Source organism: Variovorax sp. SPNA7, assembly GCF_033807855.1.
In the GTDB taxonomy this organism is placed as follows: Bacteria; Pseudomonadota; Gammaproteobacteria; order Burkholderiales; family Burkholderiaceae_C; genus Variovorax; species Variovorax beijingensis.
In genome coordinates, this window is record NZ_CP138513.1 from 205417 (window position 1) to 226672 (window position 21256).

Sequence of the window (21256 nt, forward strand, 5' to 3'; positions counted from 1 at the left end):
GCCATGCACGACACGCACCGCAGATCCCTTCTGAAGTCCACGGCCGCGCTGGGCCTGCTGGGCGCGGCCGGAACCTTGTTCGCGGCTCCGAAGCTCAAGCCGGACGGCAAGTCCGCGCTGATCGTGATCGACGTGCAGAACTGCTTCGTCGATGGCGGCACGCTGCCCGTCAAGGGCGGCGCCGAGGTGGTGCCGGTGATCAACAAGCTGGCCGATTCGTTCGAGAACATCGTGGTCACGCAGGACTGGCACACGCAGGGCCATGCATCGTTCGCGAGCACGCATGCGGGACAGAAGCCGTTCAGCAGCATCAAGCTCTCGTACGGCAACCAGGTGCTCTGGCCCGACCACTGCGTGCAGGGTACCGACGATGCGGCCCTGCACAAGGACCTGAAGCTGCCCACCGCACAGGTCATTATCCGCAAGGGCTTCCACAAGGGCGTCGACAGCTACTCGGCCTTCGAGGAGGCCGACCGCAAGACCGCCACCGGCCTGGGCGGCTACCTCAAGCAGCGCGGCATCAGAACGGTCTACGTGGCCGGCCTGGCCACCGACTTCTGCGTGGCCTGGACCGCGCTCGATGCGCGCAAGGCCGGCTTCAAGGTCTACGTGATCGAGGACGCCACGCGCGCCATCGACCTCAACGGCTCGCTCGCCGCGGCATGGAAGCAGATGGCGGCCAAGGGCGTCAAGCGCATCCAGTCCGCCGACATCCAGGCGGCCTGAGCAAGCCAACCAGATCCGCACCGCATCCATCGCACCCCGCCCGGCCACAACGACAACAACGAGCTCGACAACGCATGACGATTCCGATTTCAAGGCGCGCCTTGGTGGCGGGCGGCGCAGCCCTGGCACTGGGCCCCGGCCTTCTTCGTTCGGCACGCGCCGACAACGGCGTGACCGACGGCCTCATCCGCATCGGCCAGTCGGCCGTGTTCAGCGGCCCGGCCAAGGACTTCGGCATCGACTACCGCGCGGGCATCAAGCTGTACTTCGACCGCGTCAACAAGTCGGGCGGCATCCACGGCCGCAAGCTCGAGCTCGTCAGCTACGACGACGCCTACGACCCTGCCAAGACAGCCGCCAACACCGCGAAGCTGATCGATGAGGACAAGGTCTTCGCGCTCGCGGGCTTCGTCGCCACCGGCAACCTCGCGGCCGCGATGCCGCTGGCCGAGAAGGCCGGCGTTCCCATGTTCGCACCGCTGGTGGGCACCAGCTCGTTCCGCGCCAGGGTCAACCGCCTGCTGTTCCACGTGCGCGCCGGCTACGACCTCGAGCTGCGCAAGATCATCAGCCATCTCTCGACCATCAGCCTCTCGTCGATCGCGGTGGTCTACCAGGACAGCGCGTTCGGCAAGTCGAACCTCGCCACCTGCGAGCAACTGGCCGCCGACTACAAGGTGCAGGTCGTGAAGGTGCTGCCGCTCGCCATCGCCGCCGAAGACGCGAAGCAGGTGGTCGCCAGCCTGGCCGAGGCCAAGCCCGGTGCGGTCCTGATGATCATGGCGGGGCGCATGGTCGAAGTGTTCATGCGCGACTACCGTGCGAACGGCGGGGCGGCGCCGCTCTACACGCTGTCGGTCGGCATCACCGATGCGGCAGGTTCCGCCAAGCGGCTCGAAGGCAAGCTCGCGGGCCTGGTCACGGCCAGCATCGTGCCGCCGCCGCAGGCCCTGCGCGTGCCCATCGTGGCCGACTACCAGCGCGACCGCGCCGAGTTCGGCGAGAAGATCGATGGCTACACCACGCTCGAGGGCTACATTGCCTCGCGCGTGATGGTCGAAGGCCTGCGCCGCGGGGGCAAGGCGCTCACGCGCGACAGCTTCATTGCGGGACTCGAGAGCATCGGCAATGCGCGCTTCGGCGATTTCCCGGTCGAGTACAGCGCGAAGAATCACAACGGCTCGAGCTTCGTGGACCTGGAGATGTACACCCGTGACGGCCAGTTGCGGCGCTGAGCCGCCGCTGCACCTGCAGGTCAACGGCGAGGCCTGTTCGATCGCGGACGTGCCGCGCGCGGCCACGCTGCTGCACCTGCTGCGCAACGACCTCGGCCTGAACGGCCCCAAGTACGGCTGCGGGCTGGGGCAGTGCGGCGCCTGCACGGTGCATGTCGACGGCGTGGCGGCGCGAGCCTGCGTGATTCCCGCGCATGGCGTGGCGGGCCGCGCCATCACCACGCTCGAAGGCCTTGGCACCCGTGGCCGCTGGCATCCGGTGCAGGCCGCCTTCGAAGACGCGCAGGCCGCGCAGTGCGGCTATTGCCTGAATGGCATGGTGATGCAGGCCGCGGCACTGCTCGCGCGCGATCCGCAGGCGAGCGAGGCGCGCATCCGCAGCGAGCTTTCGGGCAATCTGTGCCGGTGTGGGACGCACATCGAAATTCTGGACGCGGTGCAGCGGGCTGCGGTGCGCATGCGCGCGGAGGCAAACCGATGAGCGACCTGCCTTATTCCCTCTCCCTCCGGGAGAGGGTCAGGGTGAGGGCATCGGCCCGTGCACAAGCACGGCCCTTGCCACCGCCGCCGGCCCTCACCCCCGCCCTCTCCCGGAGGGAGAGGGAGCAAAGCGGGGGGCAAATTCCATGACGCGCCGCGCCGATCTGCCGCGGACCCGCGCGGACTTTCTCTCGGCCGACGGCGTGCTGCTGGTCGTGCGCGAGACCCCGCCCGCACCGGCGCCTGCCAAGGGCCAGCCCACGGCCGTGGCGGGCAACCCGATCGAAGGCGACGAGATCCTGCTCGCCGTGTGGGACGACGGCAGCGCCTCGGCGCTCAACGGCCACGTCGACCTGGGCACCGGCATCCAGACCGCGCTCGCGCAGATCGTGGCCGAGGAGCTCGAGCTCGGCATGCCCTGCGTGCGCATGATGCTCGGCGACACCGCGCGCGCGCCCAACCAGGGCGCGACGATCGCGAGCGCCTCGATCCAGATCCATGCGCAGCCGCTGCGCCTGGCCGCCGCGCAGGCGCGCGCCTGGCTGCTCGCGCGCGCGGCCGAGCGGCTCGGCGTGGCGGCCGACGCGCTGCAGGTACGCAACGGCGTGGTGCGCGTGGCCGAGGCGCCGGACCACCGCATCAACTACGCGGACCTGGTGGCGGGGCAGCGCACCGTGCTGCGGCTCGACCCGGGCGCTCAACTGAAGGACCCGAGCGACTACCGCATCGTCGGCACGCGCCAGGCCCGCGTCGACATTCCGGCCAAGCTAGCGGGCGACCTCGTCTTCGTGCACGACATGCGCGTGCCCGGCATGCTGCACGGCCGCGTGGTGCGCCCGCCGTACGCGGGCGCGGACCACGGCGAGTTCATCGGCAACACGCTCGAGTCGGTGGACGAGTCGTCGATTGCGCACATCCCCGGCATTCGCGCGGTGGTCGTGATCCGCGACTTCGTCGGCATCGTGGCCGAACGCGAGGAGCACGCCGAACAGGCGCTGCGCGAACTGCGCGTCAGGTGGAAACCGTGGCCCGGCATGCCCGATCTTTCCAACCTCGCGCAGGCCCTGCGCGACAACCCATCGACGCAGCGCCTGCTGGTCGACGAGGGCGATGTCGACGGCGCGATCGCCGCGGCTGCGCAGCCGATGCATCGCACCTATGTGTGGCCCTACCAGATGCACGCGTCCATCGGGCCTTCGTGTGCGCTGGCGGAGTGGCGCCCCGACGGGGGCATTGCCCTCCGTGTCTGGGCCGGCTCGCAGAACCCGCACGTGCTGCGCGCCGACCTCGCAAAGCTCATGGGCCTGGACGACGTACAGGTCGACGTCGTCCGCATGGAAGCGGCGGGCTGCTACGGCCGCAACGGTGCCGACGACGTGGCGGCCGATGCGGCGCTGCTCGCGCGCGCCGTGGGCGCACCGGTGCGCGTGCAACTCACGCGCGAGCAGGAGCATGCCTGGGAGCCCAAGGGCGCCGCGCAGCTCATGGAAGTGGATGGCGGCCTCATGGCCGATGGCCGCATCGCCGCCTACGACTTCGAAACCTCCTATCCATCGAACGGCGCGCCCACGCTTGCGCTGCTGCTCACGCGCACCATCGAGCCGGTGGCGCAGGCCTTCGAGATGGGCGACCGCACGGCGCGTCCGCCCTACAGCGTCGACAACCTGCGCGTGAAGGTCAACGACATGGCGCCGATCGTGCGCGCCTCGTGGCTGCGCGGCGTGTCGGCGCTGCCAAGCTCCTTCGCGCACGAGTCGTACATCGACGAACTGGCCACCGCGGCGGGCGTCGATCCGGTGCAGTTCCGCCTGCGCCACCTGGACGATCCGCGCGCGGTCGAACTGGTGCAGGCCACCGCGCAGAAGGCCGGCTGGCGCATGCGCACGGGGCCAGAGGAGAACGCCGACGGCGGGCTCGGTGAAGGTGGCGACATCCTCTTCGGCCAGGGCTTTGCGTACGCGCGCTACATCCACAGCAAGTGGCCCGGCTTCGGTGCCGCATGGGCCGCATGGGTGGCCGACGTCGAGGTCAACCGCAAGACCGGCGAGGTGCATGTGCGCCGCGTGGTGGTGGGGCACGACGCGGGGCTGCTGGTCAACCCCGCGGGCGTCGAGCACCAGGTGCACGGCAACGTGATCCAGACCACGAGCCGCGCGCTCATGGAAGAGGTGCAGTTCGCGCCGCAGCAGGACGCGGCAACGGCGGCCGGTGGCGCGCAGCTGCTGCCCGGCGTGCTGCCCTCGGGCGTGGTCGCGAGCCGCGAGTGGGGCAGCTACCCGATCATCAACTTCCGCGACGTGCCCGTGATCGAGGTCATGCACATGCCGCGGCCCGGCGAACCCTCGCTCGGCGCGGGCGAGTCGTCCTCGGTGCCGGGAACGGCGGCAATTGCGAATGCGATCTTCGATGCGACGGGCGTGCGCTTCCGCGAGCCGCCGTTCACGCCGGAGAAGGTGCTGGCGGCGTTGAATCGGGGTTTGCTCCCTCCCCTTCCGGGGGAGGGCGGGGGTGGGGGCGAGCGGCGCTCGAAGGGTGACGCTGCCGTGCCCCCATCCCAACCTTCCCCCGGAAGGGGAAGGAGCAATACCGCATGGCCGCAGCGCAAGGGCCTTTGGGCCACCAGTGCCGCGCTCTTCATCGGCGGCATCGGCCTCATCGCCGGCCTGCTCGGCTGGCGTTCCGCCATCGCCCCCGTCTCGCTCAGCGCCCCGGTGTACAGCGAGGCCACCATCGAACGCGGCCGCGTGCTCGCCGCGCTCGGCGACTGCGCCGTGTGCCACACCGCGCCGGGCGGCACGCCCAACGCCGGTGGCCGCGCGATGCAGACGCCCTTCGGCACGCTCTACACCACCAACCTCACGCCCGATGCCGACACGGGCCTGGGCCGTTGGTCGTTCAGCGCCTTCCAGCGCGCGATGCGCGAAGGCGTCTCGCGCGACGGCCACCACCTGTACCCGGCGTTCCCGTACACCGCCTTCGCGAAGACCAGCGACGACGACCTGCAGGCGCTCTACGCCTACTTCATGTCGATGCCCGCGGTGCGCGCCGAGACGCCGAGGGCCGAGCTGAAGTTTCCGTTCAGCATTCGGCCGCTCATGGCTGGATGGAACGCGCTCTTCCACGACCCCGCGCCCCTGCAGCCCGTCGCCACGCAAAGCGCCGAGTGGAACCGCGGCGCCTACCTCGTCAACGGCCTGGGCCATTGCGGCGCCTGCCACACGCCGCGCAACGCGCTCGGCGCGGAGCAGGGCGGCAGCGCGTTCCTCTCGGGCGCGATGGTCGACGGCTGGGAGGCGCCCGCGCTCACGCAGCGCTCCAAATCCGCCGTGCCATGGGATGCCGACGAGCTCTATCGCTACCTGCGCCAGGGCCACACGCAGCGCCATGGCATCGCGGGCGGGCCGATGGCCGAGGTGGTGCGCGAACTCGCGCAGGTGCCCGATGCCGACGTGCGCGCCATGGCCACCTACCTCGCCTCGTTCAATCCGGCGCCCGTGGCCGATCCGCAGGCCGTGGCGCAGCAGGTGGTCGACAACGCGGCACGCACGCAGGGCCGGCTGCTCGGCTCCGCGCAGCGCATGTTCGACAGCGCCTGCGCGTCGTGCCATCACGACGGCGACGGCCCTACGCTGCTCGGCGTGAACACCCCGCTCGCGCTCAACGGCAACCTCACGAGCGCGCGGCCCGACAACCTGCTGCGCACCATCCTCGACGGCGTGCGCGAGCCCGCGAGCCAGGGCATCGGCTTCATGCCGGCCTTCCGCGACGCGCTCGACGACCGGCAGATCGCCGAGCTCGCGGGCTACATGCGCGCGCGCTTCGCACCGCAGGAGCCGGCGTGGAAGAACCTGCCGGCCGAAGTGGCGCGCGTGCGCGCGGCGCGTGGCCACGGCGCTCAATAGCCGTCCCGCTTTCCGCTTGCGCAGCGGCAGGGAGCACATTCATTCAGAATGTCCGCTCCAAGAACCAACCCAAGTGCCGAAGTGCCACCGGAGACAACATGCCCCTGAATCTTTCCACCGCCGCCAGCCTTCCCCGTGATGCCGAGCGCGCCACGCTCGTCGGCCGCATCTGGCAGCCCGGCGTGGGCCCCGTGCTCGTGGCGGTGCACGAGGGCGGGCTGCACGATCTCTCGCGGCTCGCGCCAACGATGAGCGACCTGCTCGAGGCGAAGGAACCGCCCGCCGACGCGGTGCAGCACGCGCTGCGCAGCGGCCAGGCCCCGCGCGTCGCCTCGCTGGCCGAGGCCATCGCCAACAGCGACGCCACCGCGCGCGACGAAGCGAAGCCCTGGCTGCTCGCACCCTGCGACCTGCAGGCCATCAAGGCGAGCGGCGTGACCTTCGTCGAAAGCCTGCTGGAGCGCGTGATCGAAGAGCAGGCGCGCGGCGATGCCTCGCGCGCCGAGGCCACGCGCGCGGCGCTCAGCGGCGTGCTCGGCGACAACCTCGCGGGCATCGTGCCGGGCTCGGCCGAGGCCGCGAAGGTCAAGGAGGTGCTGATCTCGCAGGGCGCGTGGTCGCAGTACCTCGAGGTCGGCATCGGGCCCGATGCCGAGATCTTCACCAAGGCGCCGGTTCTCTCGGCCGTGGGCATGGGCGCCGACGTGGGCATCCATGCCGCCTCGGTGTGGAACAACCCCGAGCCCGAGGTCGTGCTCGCAGTCAACAGCCGCGGCGAAACGCTGGGCGCCGCGCTCGGCAACGACGTCAACCTGCGCGACTTCGAAGGCCGCAGCGCGCTGCTGCTCGGCAAGGCCAAGGACAACAACGCCTCCTGCGCGATCGGCCCGTTCATCCGGCTGTTCGATGCGCACTTCGGCATCGACGATGTGCGCCGCATCACGGTGGCGCTCGAAGTGAAGGGGCCCGAAGGCTTCACGCTCGAAGGCTCGAGCTCGCTCGCCAAGATCAGCCGCGATCCGCTCGACCTCGTCTCGCAGGCCGTTGGCGCGCACCACGACTATCCCGATGGCTTCATGTTGTTCCTGGGCACTATGTTCGCGCCGACACAAGACCGTCATGGTCCTGGGCAAGGATTCACCCATGTCGTCGGCGATCGCGTGAGCATCGCCGCGCCGGAACTCGGCGCCCTCGTGAACCGCGTGGTCCATTCGGACCAGGCGCCGCGGTGGACTTTCGGGTTAAGTGCGCTGATGCGGAATTTGTCTGCGCGCGGACTGCTGTAAACGTTCTTTCTACGCTTTAAAAGGAGTTGTACTCCTTTGTGATTCATAGTCGGCACGTAGCAATCTGTTGCTGTTGACCGCGTCTCGCGTTCCCCTCAAGATAACCGGTCTTGAAAATGGTTAACACGGGAGATGGGGTTGCCGACGAGCGAGATCGAACTACTGCAGTCGCCTGTTGAAGGCCCGCTTCCGTGCGGTGAAGACCTCGAATACGACCCCGACTTCATGGCGTTGCAGCAAGCTGCAACCGGAAAGCGGGAGCAGCAGTTCGGCTCGACCATCATTCCGGCCGAGCCGCCCGACTGGGCCCGTGTCGAGCGCATTGCCAAGCAGCTGTGCCAGCGCACGCTCGACGTGCGCGTGCTGGTTCTGCTGACGCTGGCGTGGACCGAGAGCCGCGGATTGCCGGGCTACGTCGACGGCCTGCGCGTGGTGGACGGCATCCTGCAAAAGTTCTGGAACGACGTGCATCCGCGCGTCGTCGATGGCGATTTCGAAGACCCGCTGCCGCGCATGAATGCGCTGGCTGCATTGGCCGAAGCCGAGGGACTCGGACGCAGCGTGCGCGATGCGCGCCTGCTCGAGGATGCCGGCGCGTCGATGAGCCTGCGGCAGGTCGAGGCCCTGCTCGACTCGAGCAAGGCCGACCAGATCGATTACCCGGGCGGCATCGGCCGGCTGCGGGAGGTGGCGCGCCGCGCGCAGGAGAAGGCGGCGCCTGCGGTGATGGCATTGCATGCGGCGCTGGAACTGCTGCGGCGCATCCGGGAGACTTCGGAGCGGGCCCTGGGACAGAGCTGGGCACCCGATTTTTCCCGGCTCGAACGTTCGCTTCGCACCGTGGTCCAGCTGCTGCCCGAGCAGGCCCAGCCTGAGCCGGTCGAGGCACCGCAGGCGGCCTTGCAAGGCCATGGATCGGCGCAGGCCGTCCCCTCGGCGCAGGGTGCCGAGGGCGTGGCAAGCGGCGCCCCCGGACCGCGGGCGGCAAGCATTAAAGATATTGAAATATCGACTCGTGATGATGTGCAGGTCCTGTTGGAAAAGGCGTGCCAGTACATGGAACGTACCGAGCCCAGCCATCCGGCACCCATGCTCATCCGCAGAGCGCAAAGGCTGCTGGACCTCAACTTTTTCCAGATCATCGAAGAACTCGTTCCCGAGGGCCTGCAGAAGATCGAAAGCCTGGCCGGCCGTTCGCTGAGCGGCGGGGCCGCGGCGGAGTGAACGGCCGGCGCAAGAACCCGGAAGCAGGCCGCCGGGGCTCGACCCATACGTCAATCCATACGGATAGGCATTGAGATTCAAGAGGAAGCTTTATGGCAGACAACCGTGTCAGAAACAGTGGTCAGAAGTTCATCGCGCGCAACCGGGCACCCCGCGTGCAGATCGAGTACGACGTCGAGATCTACGGCAGCGAGCGCAAGATCCAGCTGCCCTTCGTGATGGGCGTGATCGCCGATCTCGCGGGCAAGCAGGTCGACCCGATGCCCGACCTCGCGGACCGCGACTTCATGGCGGTGGACATCGACAACTTCGACGACCGCATGAAGTCGATCAAGCCGCGCGTGGCCTTCCAGGTGCCCAACACCCTCACGGGCGAAGGACAGATGAACGTCGACATCACCTTCGACAGCATGGACGACTTCTCGCCCGCGCGCATCGCCCGCCAGGTGGGCGCGCTGCAGCACCTGCTCGAAGCGCGCACCGAGCTTTCCAACCTGCTGTCCTACATGGACGGCAAGAACGGCGCCGAGCAGCTGATCGCCCAGGCGCTGCAGAACCCGGAGCTGCTCAAGTCGCTCGCATCCGCGCCCAATCCCGCCGTTGCCAAGGCGGTGGAAGCCGCCAACGAAAAGTCGGGCAACCCCGGCACCCCTTCCGAGTAAGCCGAGCAAGCCGACAGGATCTCCATCATGAGCACTGCACCCAAACAGACAGCGCGCGGACAGGCCGCCACCATCGAAGCGCTCGAGCCGAACGAGTTCTCCGACCTCCTGCAGCGCGAATTCAAGCCCAAGACCGACCAGGCGCGCGAGGCGGTGCAAAGCGCCGTCAAGACGCTGGCGGTGCAGGCGCTTGAAAGCACCGTCACCATCTCGAACGACGCCTACCGCACCGTGCAGGCGATCATCACCGAGATCGACCGCAAGCTCTCCGAGCAGATCAACCAGATCCTGCACCACGAAGACTTCCAGCAGCTCGAAGGTGCATGGCGCGGCCTGCACTACCTGGTCAACAACACCGAGACCGACGAGCAGCTCAAGATCCGCGTGATGTGCGCCTCCAAGCGCGAAGTGGCGCGCTCGCTCAAGCGCCACAAGGGCATCGGCTGGGACCAGAGCCCGCTGTTCAAGAAGATCTACGAACACGAGTACGGCCAGTTCGGCGGCGAGCCCTTCGGCGCGCTGATCGGCGACTTCCACTTCGACCACAGCCCGCCCGACGTCGAGATGCTCGGCGAAATGGCCAAGATCGCCGCGGCCGCGCACTGCCCCTTCATTGCCGGCGCATCGCCCACCGTGATGCAGATGGACTCGTGGCAGGAACTGTCGAACCCGCGCGACCTGACCAAGATTTTCCAGAACACCGAGCACACCGCCTGGCGGTCGCTGCGCGAGTCGGAGGACGCACGCTACATCGGCTTGGCCATGCCGCGCTTCCTGGCGCGCCTGCCCTACGGCGCGCGCACCAATCCGGTCGACGAGTTCGAGTTCGAGGAAGAAACCGACTCGGCCCTGCACAACCGCTACACCTGGGCCAACTCGGCCTACGCGATGGGCGTGAACATCAACCGCTCGTTCAAGCAGTACGGCTGGTGCACGTCGATCCGCGGCGTGGAGTCGGGCGGTGCGGTCGAGAACCTGCCCACCCACACCTTCCCGACGGACGATGGCGGCGTGGACATGAAGTGCCCCACCGAGATCGCCATCAGCGACCGGCGCGAGGCCGAACTCGCCAAGAACGGCTTCATGCCGCTGGTGCACCGCAAGAACTCCGATTTCGCGGCCTTCATCGGCGCGCAGTCGCTGCAGCAGCCGGCCGAGTACTACGACGCCGACGCCACGGCCAATGCCAACCTGGCCGCGCGCCTGCCCTACCTGTTCGCATGCTGCCGCTTCGCGCACTACCTGAAGTGCATCGTGCGCGACAAGATCGGTTCGTTCCGCGAGCGCGAGGACATGGAGCGCTGGCTCAACGACTGGATCATGAACTACGTGGACGGCAGCCCGGGCACGTCGTCCCAGGACACGAAGGCAATGAAGCCGCTGGCGGCGGCGGAAGTCCAGGTGGAAGCCATCGAGGACAACCCCGGCTACTACGCCGCCAAGTTTTTTCTCCGGCCGCACTATCAGCTCGAAGGGCTGACGGTGTCACTGCGGCTGGTTTCGAAGCTGCCATCCAACAAGAAGGACAGCAGCTAGTTCAACGGTGTCCCGCAATCGGGCATATATATAACTCTGGGGGTTAATCATGGCAGTAGACATGTTCATGCGCGTCGAGGGCGCGAACGGCGAATCCAAGGACTCGAACCACAAGGACTGGACGGATATCAAGTCGTTCGCATGGGGAGCAACGCAGCCGGGCAACATGGTCAGCGGCGGCGGTGGCGGTGTGGGCAAGGCAAGCTTCAACGACCTGCAGGTGCTCGCACGCATCGACAAGGCGGCGCCGTCGGTGATGAAGAACTGCGCGAGCGGCAAGCACCTGAGCAAGGTGGAAGTGTCGGTGTGCAAGGCCGGGGGCTCGCAGATCGAATACACGCGCGTGACGCTGGAAGAAGTGCTGGTCACCTCGGTGCAGTACACGGCCGAGCAGGGCGGGGATGCGGTGCTGGTGCAGTTCGCGTTCCAGGCGGCCAAGGTGAAGCAGCAGTACTGGGAGCAGACCGACAAGGGCGGCAAGGGCGCCGAGACCGTGCTGGCCTGGAACATCAAGGAAAACCGGGAATCCTGATTTCCCCTTTTGCTTGTTCCCGACCGGTCCGCGCATGCCGCGGGCCGGTCGCCTGCAGATAGTTGTCGACGGCCCCCGGGCCGTGCGCGAGTCAATGAGGAAGTTTCATGGGCGATGGGTTTGCAGTGCTGGGCGAGCGCTCCGTGGCCGAACACACCGAATGGGTACAGCGGCAGATTCGCGCGAGTCCACAGAATGCCAGCCTGCGGCTTGCCCTGTGCCACTTTCTTGCGCTGCGGGGCGACTGGCAGCGGGCTGAGGACCAGCTCAAGCTGGCCGCGAAGATCGATCCCTCCTTCGCTCCCGCCAGTGCCACCTGTGCAATGGCGCTGGCTGCCGAGCGGCATCGAACCGAATTCTGGAACGGCGGCCGTGCGCCGGCCGTCATTGCCGGCCAGGCCGACTGGGTCGCGGCGCTGATTGCCGCCGCCGGGCTGCCGGCCGAACGCGCCGCCGAAGCGGCCGACCTGCGCGAAGCCGCGCGGCAGGACGCGCCCGCATTGCAGGGCACGCTGAGCTGCGTCGACCGGTCGGATTCCCGCGCCGTGCAGGCCATCGACGGCGAGCCGGTGCAAAGCAGCGAGTTCGCCTGGCTCTGCGATGGCGACGCGCGCATTGGCGCCGTGCTCGAACTCCTCACGCCTTCGGGCTATGCGTGGCTGCCGCTGCCGGCGGTGCGCCGACTCAAGTTCTCCCGTCCGCAGCACCTGGTCGACCTGCTCTGGGCGCCGGCCGAGATCGAGCTGCATGACGGACGCGGACTCAACGGCCTGGTGCCGGTGCGCTATCCCGGCGCGCTCGATGCGCTGGACGACGAAACAACCCTGGGCCGCCGCACCGACTGGCTGCCGCTGGCCGGCGAAGACCAGTACGCCGGCGTCGGCCAGCGCACGCTGATCAGCGAAGCCGGCGACCATTCGCTGCTCGATATCCGGCTCGTCGAGTTCGCGCCTGCCGAGAGTGCTGCGCAGTGAGTTCCGTCATGCCAGCCAGCCGGTCGGCCATGGAGGCCGATGGCGACCAGCAAGAAAGCGTTGCACGCGACCGCCTGCAGCCGGTGCTGCTCGACCGCCTGACCGACAAGCAGCCGCAAAGCCGCCAGGAGCGCGCGGGTGCGTTCCTCATGAGCGGCAAGCTGCTGCGCGACTCGGTGCTGCGCGATCTGCAGTGGCTGCTCAACACCACCAATTTCGGCGCGGACCACACCATCCACGCGATGCCGCGCGCGCGGCGCTCGGTGGTGAACTACGGCGTGCGCGGCTGGGCCGGCGGACGCATGTCGGAGGTCAACTTCGCGGACGTCGAGGCTGCCATCCGCGCCGCGATCATCGACTTCGAGCCGCGCATCATGAAAGACAGCATCGACGTGCGCTGCGTCACCGATGCCACCGACCTGGAGCACCACAACCTGCTCGCGCTCGAGATCCGCGGCACGCTGTGGTCGGTGCCCTACCCGATCGAATTCATCCTGCGCTCCGAACTCGACCTCGAGAGCGGCCACATGGTCCTGCGCCCGACGGGAGGACTCTGAATGGACGCAAGGCTGCTCGACTACTACAACCGCGAGCTCACCTACATGCACGAGCTCGGTGCCGAGTTCGCGCAGCGCTACCCGAAGATCGCCGGCCGGCTGGGCATGCGCGGCATCGAGGTCAGCGACCCCTACGTGGAGCGCCTGCTCGAGGGCTTCAGCTTTCTCACGGCGCGCATCCAGCTCAAGATGGATGCGGAGTTTCCGCGCTTCTCGCAGCGGCTGCTCGAGGTGGTGTACCCCAACTTCCTCGCGCCGCTGCCCGCCATGGCCGTGGTGCAGATCGACGGCAACCTCAACGAAGGCTCGCTGAAGGCCGGCTACGAACTGCCGCGCCACACGATCATGCGCGGGCGCATGATCAAGGGCGAGCAGACGGCCTGCGAATTCCGCACCGGCCATGAGGTCACGCTGTGGCCCATCAGGATCGCGGATGCGGGCATCGGCCCCGTGCCTGCGGAAATCGCGCATGCGATGCCCGCGGTGGCCCAGCGGGCCAAGAGCGCGATCACCATCAAGCTCGAAGCCGTGGGTGGCACCACCTTCGCCGAGCTGCCGATCGACCGGCTCGAGTTCTTTCTTTCGGGCGCGGAGTTGCACGCGCTGCGCGTGCTCGAACTCGCGGTGCACCACGGCATCGGCACCGTATGCCGCAGCGGCCCGGGCAGCAAGGCGCGCATCGTTCCGCTCGGCGACGAAGCCATTCGCCACGAGGGCTTCGATCCCGAGCAGGCGCTGCTGCCTTATGACGCGCGCTCGTTCCAGGGCTACCGGCTGCTGCACGAATACTTCGCCTTCCCCGACCGCTACCTGTTCTTCAGCGTGAAGAACCTGCGCGCGGCGGCCTCGGCCATGGGCGGCACCACGATGGAAATCGTGATCCTGCTCGACCGCGCCGACGCCGACCTGGAGCGGCTGGTCGACGCCAAGCACTTCTCGCTGTTCTGCACGCCCATCATCAACCTGGTGCCGCGCCGCAGCGACCGCATTCCGGTGGGCCCCGGGCAGCACGAGCACCATGCGGTGATCGACCGCACGCGCCCGCGCGACTTCGAGATCTTCACGGTGGAGCGCGTCACGGGCCACATGGCGAGCGGCTCGGAAGAGCGCGAATTCAGGCCCTTCCTGGGTTCGTTCGCTGCCGACGACGGCGACTTCGGCGCGTACTTCTCGCTGCGCCGCGAGCCGCGCCTGGTGTCCGACCGCGCACGCGCACAAGGCACGCGCACCAGCTACACCGGCAGCGAGGTGTACGTGTCGCTGGTCGACCAGCACGACGCGCCCTTTCCGCACAGCCTGCGCCACATCACGATCGACGCGCTGTGCACCAACCGCGACCTGCCGCTGCTGCTGCCCACCGGGCTGGAGTCGGACTTCTCGCTGCGCGTGTCGGCGCCGGTGCGCGGCATCCGCATCCTGCGAGGGCCGTCGCGGCCCTATCCCGCGTTGGCGGAAGGCGCTCTGACCTGGCGCCTGATCAGCCATCTGGGCCTCAATTACCTGAGCCTGACCGACATCGATGCCACGCAGGGCGCGGCCGCGTTGCGCGAGATGCTCGACCTCTACGGCAACCTGGCCGACCCGGCGGTGCGCCGCCAGATCCAGGGCGTGCGCTCGATGGCGCTGGCGCCGGTGTTCCGCCGCCTGCCCGAGCCGGGGCCGATCGTCTTCGGGCGCGGGGTGGAAATCGCGCTGAAGATCGACGAGGTCGCCTTCTCGGGCGCGAGTCCCTATCTCTTCGGTGCCGTACTGGAGCAGTTCTTCAGCCGGCACGTGTCGCTCAACGCGTTCACCGAGTTCGCGCTCTCCAGCCTGCAGCGCGGCGAGATTGCGCGCTGGACGCCGCGCATCGGGCGCCGTCCCGCCGTATGAGCATGAGCACCACGGCCGACCTCACCGACGATTCGCAGCAGGTGCCGCTGGCTGCGATCGAACATGCCGCGCCCGAGAATGCCGGGGCACGCGCGCGCCGCGGCGCGGCCGAAGCCGATCCGGTCCTGTGGGCCGGCCTCGTCGACCAGCCTTTCGAGCACGACCTGTTCATGCTGCTGCGCCGGCTCGATGCGCACGGCAGCCATCCGCTGCTGGGCCGCGCGCCGCGCCCGCTCGATGAGCCGCTGCGGCTGGGCCAGGAACCGTCGATGGCCTTTGCGCCATCGAACGTCTCGGGCGTCGATGTCGACGGCGACGGCCCGCCGCGCATCTCGATCTACGGCTTCGGCCTGTTCGGCCCCAACGGGCCGCTGCCGCTGCACCTGACCGAGTACGCGCGCGAGCGCAAGCGCCACCACAGCGACAACACGCTCAGCGCCTTCGCCGACCTGTTCCACCACCGGCTCATCCTGCTGTTCTACCGGGCCTGGGCCGATGCGCAGTCGGTCAACAGCCTGGACCGGCCCGACGGCCACCGCTTCGTCGACTACGTGGCGAGCCTCATGAACATGGGGCAGCCGGGCCTCAAGGAGCGCGACCGCATCGCCGACCATGCGCGCACCTTCATGGCCGGGCACCTCGTGCGCCAGACGCGCAACCCCGAGGGACTGATCCAGATCCTGCGGCTGTACTTCGATGTGCCCGTGCGCGTCGAGGAGTTCGTGAGCGACTGGGTGATGCTCGACGAGCGCGAGATCAGCCGCATCGGCCCTTCCGGGCGCAACCAGAGGCTGGGCGCCGGCGCTACCGTCGGCCTGGCGGTGCGCGATGCGCAGGGCAAGTTCCGGCTCGAGCTCGGACCGCTCTCGCAAAGCGAGTTCCGCGACTTCCTGCCGGGCAGCAGGCGCCTGCAGCAGGTGGTCGACTGGGTGCGCCAGTACGTGGGCATCGAGTTTGCCTGGGAGCTGCGGCTCGTGCTCAAGAAGCAGGAAGCCCTCGGCATGCAGCTGGGCAGCGACCAGCGCCTGGGCTGGGGCAGCTGGCTCGGCACGCGCCTCTCGCCCACCGACGCCGGCGACATGCTGTTCCAGCCCGAAGCCCTGTATTCCCGTTCCGCATCGGCTGCTTCCGCAGCGGCCGAAGCCTCTTCCATGGCCTTATGACCGATATCCGCCGCGTCTCCCTTTTCTCCAAACTCAATCCGATGCTCTACAAGGCATTGGAGACCGCCACCGCCTTCGCCAAGCTGCGCGGCAATGCCTACGTGGAACTGGTGCACTGGCTGCACCAGATCCTGCAACTGCAGGACAGCGACCTGCTGCGCATCGTCAAGCGCGCGGGCCTCAACCTCGACGCGGTCGAGCAGGACCTGGTGCGTGCGCTCGACCGACTGCCGCACGGCGCCACCTCGATCAGCGACATCTCGGAGCACGTCGACAACGCCGTCGAGCGTGCCTGGGTCTATGCGAGCCTGCGCTTCGAGGCCACGTCGATCCGCGGTGCCTACCTGCTCGCGGGCATCGTCAAGACGCCGGGGCTGCGACAGGTGCTCTCGGGCATCTCGCGCGAGTTCGACAAGATCGTGCCCGACGTGCTCATCGCCCAGCTTCCCGCATGGACAGAGGGCTCGCCCGAGGACGACTTCGACGCTGCGGCCGCGCCAGGGCAAGCCGCTGCGGCGGTGTCCCACCAGGGCGACGGCGCTGCCGCGGGCGGCTCGGCACTCGCCAAGTACGCGAGCGACCTCACGGCCAAGGCGCGCGCGGGCGAGCTCGACCCGGTCTACGGCCGCGACGACGAGATCCGCCAGATCATCGACATCCTGATGCGCCGGCGCCAGAACAATCCTCTGCTCACGGGCGAAGCGGGCGTGGGCAAGACGGCGGTGGTCGAAGGGCTGGCCTCGCGGCTCGCGGCCGGCGACGTGCCGCCCTCGCTCAAGGACGTGTCGCTCTGGGTGCTCGACCCCACGCTGCTGCAGGCCGGCGCCGGCGTGAAGGGCGAGTTCGAGCAGCGGCTGCGGCAGGTGATCGACGAGGTCGAGAAAAGCCCCAAGCCCATCGTGCTGTTCGTCGACGAGGTGCACACGCTGGTTGGCGCGGGCGGCACGGCCGGCACCGGCGATGCGGCCAACCTGCTGAAGCCGGCGCTTGCGCGCGGGCGGCTGCGCACCATCGGCGCCACCACCTGGTCCGAGTACAAGAAGTACATCGAGAAGGACCCGGCGCTCACGCGGCGCTTCCAGACCATCCAGGTGCACGAGCCCACCGAGTCCAAGGCCGTGGTCATGCTGCGCGGCATCTCGGCCGAGCTCGAGAAGCACCACGGTGTGCTCATTCTCGATGCCGCGCTCGAAGCGGCCGTGAGCCTGTCGCACCGCTACATTCCCGCGCGCCAGCTGCCCGACAAGGCCGTGAGCCTGCTCGACACGGCCTGTGCGCGCGTGGCCCTGAGCCAGCATGCGCTGCCCGCCGCGATCGAAGACCTGCAGCGCCGCATCGAGGTGCTGGGCATCGAGTCGGGCATTGCGGGACGCGAGGCGGCGATCGGCGTCGGCGAGCACCAGCGCGTGGAGGACATCGCGGCCCAGGTGGCCGCGGCGCAGGCCGAGCTCGACCTGCTCGAGCAGCGGCGACTGGAAGAAAGCGTGCTCGTCGAACGCATCGTGGCGCTGCGCAAGCTGCTGTCGCCCGATGCGGTGCCGGTGCGGGCCGAGGCGCAGACGGACGGCGAGGCCGAGGAGGGCGGCGATCCCGAGACACCGGCGCGGGCCGAGGCCGCTCCGTCCGAGCCCGAGCGAACGCCCGAAGAAATCCGCGCCGAACTCGACCAGGCGCAGGACAAGCTCGTGCAGTTGCAGGGCGAATCGCCGCTCATCCTGGCGGCAGTCGATGCGCAGGCCATTGCCACCGTGGTGGCCGACTGGACCGGCATTCCGATCGGCCGCATGGTGCGCGACGACGCGCAGTCGGTGCTGCGTCTCGGCGAGATCCTCTCGGCCCGCGTGGTGGCCCAGCCCGATGCGCTGGAGACCATCTCGCGGCGCATCCGCACGGCGCGCGCGCGGCTGGACAACCCGAACAAGCCGGTGGGCGTGTTCCTGCTGTGCGGCCCCTCGGGCGTGGGCAAGACCGAGACCGCGCTCGCGCTGTCGGAAGCGCTCTACGGCGGCGAGCAGAACCTCGTCACCATCAACATGAGCGAGTTCCAGGAGTCGCACACCGTCTCCACGCTCAAGGGCGCGCCGCCCGGCTACGTGGGCTACGGCGAAGGCGGCGTGCTCACCGAGGCGGTGCGCCGCCGGCCCTACAGCGTGGTGCTGCTCGACGAGATCGAGAAGGCCCACCCCGACGTGCACGAGATCTTCTTCCAGGTGTTCGACAAGGGCTGGATGGAAGACGGCGAGGGCCGCCACATCGACTTCCGCAACACCGTCATCATCATGACCTCGAATGTCGGCACCGACCTGGTCATGCAGCTGTGCGAAGACCCGACCCTGCGCCCCGATCCCGAGCCGTTGGCGGCCGCGCTGCGCGAACCGCTGCTCAAGGTGTTCGCGCCGGCGCTGCTGGGCCGGCTGGTTGTAGTGCCTTATTACCCGTTGCAAGCCGATGCATTGCATCGCATCATTCGCCTCCAGCTCGACCGCATTGCCACCCGCCTCGATGCGAACCATGGCATTGCGCTGGACTACGACGACAGCGCCGTCGAACTGGTGGCGCGCCGTTGCACCGCCATCGAGTCGGGTGGGCGGATGATCGATGCGATCCTCACGCACACCATCCTTCCGCGGCTGAGCGAAGAAGTCATCGGCGCCACGGTCAGTGCGCGCAAGCTCGCCGGCGTGCGGCTGTCCGCAGCGGGCGACGACTTCCAGTACGAATTCTCGGAAGCGTAGGAAGACAAGAATGCAAGGAGACAAACTACATGGCGAGAGTCGTCAAGGCGCATACGCCACTGGGTGAAGAGCAGCTGCTGTTCCGCTCGATGGCGGGCACCGAAGGTCTGTCGCAGCTGTTCGAGTTCGAGGTGGATCTGCTGAGTGCGGATGCGGCGCTCGACCTGAAGTCGGTGCTGGGCAAGCCTTTGTCGCTGGAGATCCAGACGGCGGTGGCGGGCGAGCCGCGCTTCCTGAACGGGCAGGTCGTTCGCTTCTCGATGGTGGGCCGCGAAGGCGGCACCTCGCGCCACACCGTGTACCGGGCGAGCGTGCGCCCGTGGCTGTGGTACCTCACGCGCTCGAGCGACAACAAGATCTTCCAGAACAAGAGCGTGGTGGACATCCTGGAAGAGGTGTTCGGCGACTACGGCTTCGCGTTCGAGAAGAAGTTGAGCGGCAGCTACCGCCAGTGGGAGTACTGCGTGCAGTACAACGAAAGCGACTTCGCGTTCGTGAGCCGCCTGATGGAGCTGGAGGGCATCTACTACTACTTCAAGCACGAGAAAGACCAGCACACGCTGGTGCTGGCCGACGACGCGGGTGCGCACGAGGCAATGCCCGGCTACGACACCATCGACTACTTCGCGGCCGACCGCGACATCAGCGAGGACATGGAAGTCATCCGCGACTGGCAGCCCGGCGAGGAGGTGCGCCCCGGCAGCTACGCCGTGGACGACTTCAACTTCACCACGCCCAAGGGCGACCTGGTGAACATGCGCAGCCAACCCAGGCCGCACGACAACGCCGACTACGAGATCTACGAGTGGCTGGGCGACTACCCCACTGCCGGTGATGGCGAGCACTACGCGCGCGTTCGGCTCGAAGAGACGCAGGCCCTCGCGCAGCGCAGCGCGGGCCAGGCCACCGTGCGCGGCATGGCGCCGGGCTACAAGTTCACCATGCGCAATTCGCCGAGGTCGGACGACAACCAGGAGTACCTGGTGGTGGCCGTGTCGTACGCGCTGCGCGAAGGCGGCTATGCCACGGGCGCCGCGCCGGGCGAATACAACTTCGACTTCGTCGTGCAGCCCAGCTCGCTCGCATTCAGGGCACCGCGCCAGACGCCCGTGCCGCGCACCAGCGGACCGCAGACCGCGACGGTGGTGGGCCCCGAGGGCGAGGAGATCTGGACCGACCAGTACGGCCGGGTGAAGGTGCAGTTCCACTGGGACCGCTACGGCCAGCGCAACGAGAACAGCTCGCGCTTCGTGCGGGTGTCGCACATCTGGGCCGGGGAGCGCTTCGGCGGGGTGTTCACGCCGCGCATCGGGCAGGAGGTGGTGGTGGACTTCATCGGCGGCCGGGTGGACCGGCCGGTGATCGTGGGGCGCGTGTACAACGCCGACCAGATGCCGCCGTTCGCATTGCCGGGCGAGGCCACCAAGAGCGGGATCGTCACGCGGTCATCGAAAGGCGGCTCGCCCGCGAACGCGAACGCCTTCGTGTTCGAGGACAAGACGGGCGCCGAGCAGATCCTGCTGCACGCGGAGCGCAACCTCGACGTGGAGGTGGAGGGCGACGAGACGCACACGACCGACAAGACGCGCACGACGCTGATCAAGGGGCACGAGTCGGCGACCTACGAGTCGGGCGAGGAGCGGCACATCACGGGCGGCGCGATCGAGACGATCGACGGCGGCGAGGAGCGCACGGTGACGGGCGGGGCGACGGAGACGGTGACGGGCGGGGAGGAACGCACGATCACGGGCGGTGCCACCGAGACGATCACGGGCGGGGAGACGCGCACGGTCACCGGCGGCCTGACCGAGACGGTCAACGGCGGAGTGATGCTGACGGTGAACGGCACGGTGGTGCGGATCCTCAGTGGCACCGACATCCGGATCATTGGCGCAGGGCGTATCGAGATCATCAACGCGATTGACGCCAAGGTTGTGCTCGGACCGAACATCACCACCGTGACTGGCCCCAAGATCGTGTTCGCGCCATTCATCATCCACTACGCCGACACTTACACGATCAACACCGTCAACTACATAGTCAATGCCAAGGTGGTGATCCACAACAAGCCCACGCAGACGCTCCACATCCAGGAGCACAGCCACTGGCGTTGGACGCGCTACGACATCGAAGTGTGGCAGGGCGGAACGCACAGCATGGCGTTCGACATCTACGGCATAAAGCTGATGGTGAGCAGGTGGTTCGTGTCTGCCAACGGCATCTTCGTCAACCTCGCCGCGAAGACCGAGATCCAGACGATGAACAAGTACCAGGTTGGCTGGTTGAAGTTCCGACAGTTCCTGAAGGACCGCAAGACCAATGGAATGAGGGCAGTAAAGGGAACGATCTTTGTCAAGATGAACTGAAAAGGA

At 68.1% G+C, this 21256-nt stretch carries 15 protein-coding genes; all 15 read left to right on the forward strand.

Features of this window, described 5'->3' with window-relative positions:
- Window positions 1-3: 3 nt before the first annotated feature.
- The 15 genes from pncA (at window position 4) to RZE77_RS01065 (ending at window position 21250) form a co-directional block, all read left to right on the forward strand.
- A complete protein-coding gene (pncA, locus tag RZE77_RS00995) occupies window positions 4-726 on the forward strand; it encodes a bifunctional nicotinamidase/pyrazinamidase (protein WP_319440298.1) in 723 nt (240 codons plus the stop codon).
- 74 nt (window positions 727-800) lie between these two features.
- On the forward strand, window positions 801-1961 hold the full coding sequence (locus RZE77_RS01000; protein ID WP_319440299.1) for an ABC transporter substrate-binding protein: 1161 nt from the start codon (window positions 801-803) through the stop codon (window positions 1959-1961).
- The gene (locus RZE77_RS01005; RefSeq protein ID WP_319440300.1) at window positions 1939-2442 is read left to right on the forward strand and encodes a (2Fe-2S)-binding protein; all 504 of its coding nucleotides are present in this window, start codon (window positions 1939-1941) and stop codon (window positions 2440-2442) included. Before RZE77_RS01000 ends, RZE77_RS01005 begins: the two co-directional genes overlap by 23 nt.
- Window positions 2443-2587: 145 nt before the next feature.
- A complete protein-coding gene (locus RZE77_RS01010) occupies window positions 2588-6343 on the forward strand; it encodes a molybdopterin cofactor-binding domain-containing protein (RefSeq protein ID WP_319440301.1) in 3756 nt (1251 codons plus the stop codon).
- Window positions 6344-6441: 98 nt separating this feature from the next.
- On the forward strand, window positions 6442-7629 hold the full coding sequence (locus RZE77_RS01015; RefSeq protein ID WP_319440302.1) for a fumarylacetoacetate hydrolase family protein: 1188 nt from the start codon (window positions 6442-6444) through the stop codon (window positions 7627-7629).
- Between the two features lie 132 nt (window positions 7630-7761).
- Window positions 7762-8853 carry a type VI secretion system protein TssA gene (gene tssA, locus RZE77_RS01020; protein ID WP_319440303.1) on the forward strand — a complete coding sequence of 364 codons (1092 nt, stop codon included), beginning with the start codon at window positions 7762-7764 and terminating at the stop codon, window positions 8851-8853.
- 92 nt (window positions 8854-8945) lie between these two features.
- Window positions 8946-9515 carry a type VI secretion system contractile sheath small subunit gene (tssB, locus tag RZE77_RS01025; RefSeq protein ID WP_047783373.1) on the forward strand — a complete coding sequence of 190 codons (570 nt, stop codon included), beginning with the start codon at window positions 8946-8948 and terminating at the stop codon, window positions 9513-9515.
- Window positions 9516-9542: 27 nt separating this feature from the next.
- Window positions 9543-11051, forward strand: coding sequence for a type VI secretion system contractile sheath large subunit (gene tssC / locus RZE77_RS01030; RefSeq protein ID WP_319428501.1), 1509 nt, complete (start codon window positions 9543-9545; stop codon window positions 11049-11051).
- Window positions 11052-11100: 49 nt separating this feature from the next.
- Complete coding sequence (locus tag RZE77_RS01035) at window positions 11101-11583, forward strand: Hcp family type VI secretion system effector (RefSeq protein ID WP_319427133.1); 483 nt, start codon at window positions 11101-11103, stop codon at window positions 11581-11583.
- A gap of 107 nt (window positions 11584-11690) precedes the next feature.
- Window positions 11691-12557: a type VI secretion system accessory protein TagJ gene (locus RZE77_RS01040; protein ID WP_319440304.1), complete on the forward strand. Its 867-nt coding sequence runs from the start codon at window positions 11691-11693 to the stop codon at window positions 12555-12557.
- Between the two features lie 29 nt (window positions 12558-12586).
- A complete protein-coding gene (gene tssE / locus RZE77_RS01045) occupies window positions 12587-13114 on the forward strand; it encodes a type VI secretion system baseplate subunit TssE (RefSeq protein WP_319442285.1) in 528 nt (175 codons plus the stop codon).
- The gene (tssF, locus tag RZE77_RS01050) at window positions 13115-14986 is read left to right on the forward strand and encodes a type VI secretion system baseplate subunit TssF (protein WP_319440305.1); all 1872 of its coding nucleotides are present in this window, start codon (window positions 13115-13117) and stop codon (window positions 14984-14986) included.
- Window positions 14983-16149: a type VI secretion system baseplate subunit TssG gene (gene tssG / locus RZE77_RS01055; RefSeq protein ID WP_405546789.1), complete on the forward strand. Its 1167-nt coding sequence runs from the start codon at window positions 14983-14985 to the stop codon at window positions 16147-16149. The genes tssF and tssG overlap by 4 nt, the downstream gene beginning before the upstream one ends.
- Entirely contained in the window at window positions 16146-18884 is a 2739-nt protein-coding gene (tssH, locus tag RZE77_RS01060) for a type VI secretion system ATPase TssH (protein ID WP_319440307.1), read from the forward strand. Before tssG ends, tssH begins: the two co-directional genes overlap by 4 nt.
- Before the next feature lie 29 nt (window positions 18885-18913).
- Window positions 18914-21250 (forward strand): type VI secretion system Vgr family protein, encoded by a 2337-nt coding sequence (locus tag RZE77_RS01065; RefSeq protein WP_319440308.1) that lies wholly within the window; start codon window positions 18914-18916, stop codon window positions 21248-21250.
- The last annotated feature ends 6 nt before the right edge of the window (window positions 21251-21256 follow it).